The sequence below is a fragment of the Promicromonospora kroppenstedtii DSM 19349 genome (assembly GCF_000515355.1).
Classification (GTDB): Bacteria; Actinomycetota; Actinomycetes; order Actinomycetales; family Cellulomonadaceae; genus Promicromonospora; species Promicromonospora kroppenstedtii.
Map to the genome: position 1 here is coordinate 54,862 of NZ_KI911724.1, position 1,946 is coordinate 56,807.

The window sequence follows — 1,946 nt, forward strand, 5'->3', positions numbered from 1 at the left end:
CCGGCAGGCGGCGTCCGGGCCGAGGAGCCCGCGGCGGCCCTCGCCCGCATCGCCCGGTCCTACTTCACGAGCCGTGGACCGGCCACCGTGGACGACCTGGCCTGGTGGCTCGGCCTGCCCAAGACACCCGTGCGCGCCGCCGTGACCGCGCTCCGTGCGGCCGAGCCGGACAGCCTGGTCGACGTCGTCGTGGACGGGCAGGTGATGCTCGTCGGGCGCGGGATCGACCTGGACGGGCTCACGGAACCCGGCGGCGTCGTGCTCGTGCCGGGGTTCGACGAGATGGTGCTGGGCTACCAGGACCGCGGCCTGGTCGCGGACGCCGAGGCGATGCGCACGGTCGTCCCGTTCAGCAACGGCGTCTTCCGGCCCGCCGTCCTGCTGGACGGGCGGCTGGTCGGCACCTGGCGGCGCGCGCCGAAGGCCGCCGAGGAGTCGTACGAGCTGGTGCCGGGCGTGCCCGGGCCGACCCGCGTGGCCGTGGAGGCGGCGGTGGCGGCCTGGCCGCACGGTTGACGGGCTACTCCTGCCTGGACCCGGCCGCGACCGGGTCCGTGAAGTAGGCGGCCGTCTCGTCGTCGGCCGGGTAGTAGGACTCGACCGCCACCTCGTCGAGCGTGATGTCCATCGGGGTACCGAACGTCGTGATCGTGGAGAAGAGCCGCAGCTCCCGCCCGTCGAAGCGGATGATCATCGGGATCACCACGTCCGACTCGGCCTCGATGGATGCCCCGTCGTGGCCCGCACCCGGTGGGCCGGGCGCCAGGAGCTCCTCGTAGAGGGCGGTCAGCTCGGCGTCGGGCACGGTGGCGAGCTGGCGCCGTACCCGGGCGCGGAACACGGAGCGCACATCGGCCAGGTTCACGACGAGCGGGGCGAGCCCGCGCGGGTCCAGGCCCAGCCGCACGAGATTGACAGGCGGCCGCAGCAGGTCGGGTGCGACGCCGCCGAAGAACCGGTCCACGGCCCGGTTGGTCAGCAGGATGTTCCAGCGGCGGTCGAAGACCAGCGCCGGGTACGGCTCGTGCGCGCGCAGCACCCTGCCGACCGCGTCCCGCGCCGGGATCAGGGCGTCAGCGCCGAGCGGGCGCTCCGCATACCGGGGCGCGAAGCCCGCGGCGAGCAGCAGCTGGTTCCGGTCGCGCAGGGGCACGTCGAGCTGCTCCGCGAGCCGGAGCACCATCTCGGCGCTGGGCTGGGACCTCCCCGTCTCCACCAGGCTGACGTGCCGCGCCGAGACGTCGGCGGCGATCGCGAGGTCGAGCTGGCTCAGCCGACGCCGCTGCCGCCACTGCCGCAACAGCTCACCCACGGTTCCCATGGCGTCGAGTGTCGTGCACCGCTGACCGGAGCGCCATGAACTCCCAGTTCATCGACATCCCCCACCGTCCCGCCCAAGACTGCCGGCATGACGACACAGGACAGGACGCCGCAGGGCGGCACGACCGACAACACGAGCATCGTCGCCGCGGCCTTCGCGGCGCTCACCGAGACAGGCGACGTCGACGCCGTCGCCCGGGTACTGGACGAGGACTTCGTGCACCACCGGCCTGCCGGGACCTCGCGGACCAAGGCCGAGTGGCTGGCCGCCGTCCGCGGCTCGCTGGAGCACATCGACGGGATGGAGGTGACGGTCCTGCACCTGCTGGCCGAGGGCGACCACGTGATGCTGCACTCGCGCCGGCGGCTGCCGTCCGGCCCGGAGATCACGGTGGTCGACATCATGCGCTTCGAGACGGGCCGCATCGCGGAGGCCTGGGAGCTCATCGAGCCGACCGCCGAGGCCGGCGCGCACCTCACCTGGTGGGCGTGACGGGCCCGCTGAGGCCGCGCCGGATCGGGTGGCGGGTCAAGATGGAGCATGCTGCTCGCCGAGGTCGCCGCCACGTCCGACGCCGTCGCCGCCACGCGCTCGCGCCTGGCCAAGCGGGCCGCCATCGCCGACC

At 73.9% G+C, this 1,946-nt stretch carries 3 protein-coding genes; 2 read left to right on the top strand and 1 reads right to left on the bottom strand.

What is annotated here, in order from left to right; all coding sequences use genetic code 11:
* Positions 1-516, top strand: a 516-nt coding sequence (locus PROKR_RS21055; RefSeq protein WP_211240192.1) for a DNA glycosylase AlkZ-like family protein, incomplete at its 5' end; no start/stop codon positions are given.
* 4 nt (positions 517-520) lie between these two features.
* Here the strand turns inward: PROKR_RS21055 and PROKR_RS21060 are convergent.
* Positions 521-1,321, bottom strand: a complete 801-nt coding sequence (locus tag PROKR_RS21060) for an MmyB family transcriptional regulator (protein WP_036966884.1) — start codon at positions 1,319-1,321, stop codon at positions 521-523.
* Positions 1,322-1,408: 87 nt separating this feature from the next.
* On the opposite strand from PROKR_RS21060, the gene PROKR_RS21065 reads away from it, so the two are divergent.
* Positions 1,409-1,813 (top strand): nuclear transport factor 2 family protein, encoded by a 405-nt coding sequence (locus PROKR_RS21065; protein WP_036966887.1) that lies wholly within the window; start codon positions 1,409-1,411, stop codon positions 1,811-1,813.
* Positions 1,814-1,946 lie beyond the last annotated feature (133 nt).

Bases quoted from the DNA above. Each gene is read 5' to 3' on its own strand.
- PROKR_RS21060 (WP_036966884.1), bottom strand. From the start codon at position 1,321: ATGGGAACCGTGGGTGAGCTGTTGCGGCAGTGGCGGCAGCGGCGTCGG.
- PROKR_RS21065 (WP_036966887.1), top strand. From the start codon at position 1,409: ATGACGACACAGGACAGGACGCCGCAGGGCGGCACGACCGACAACACG.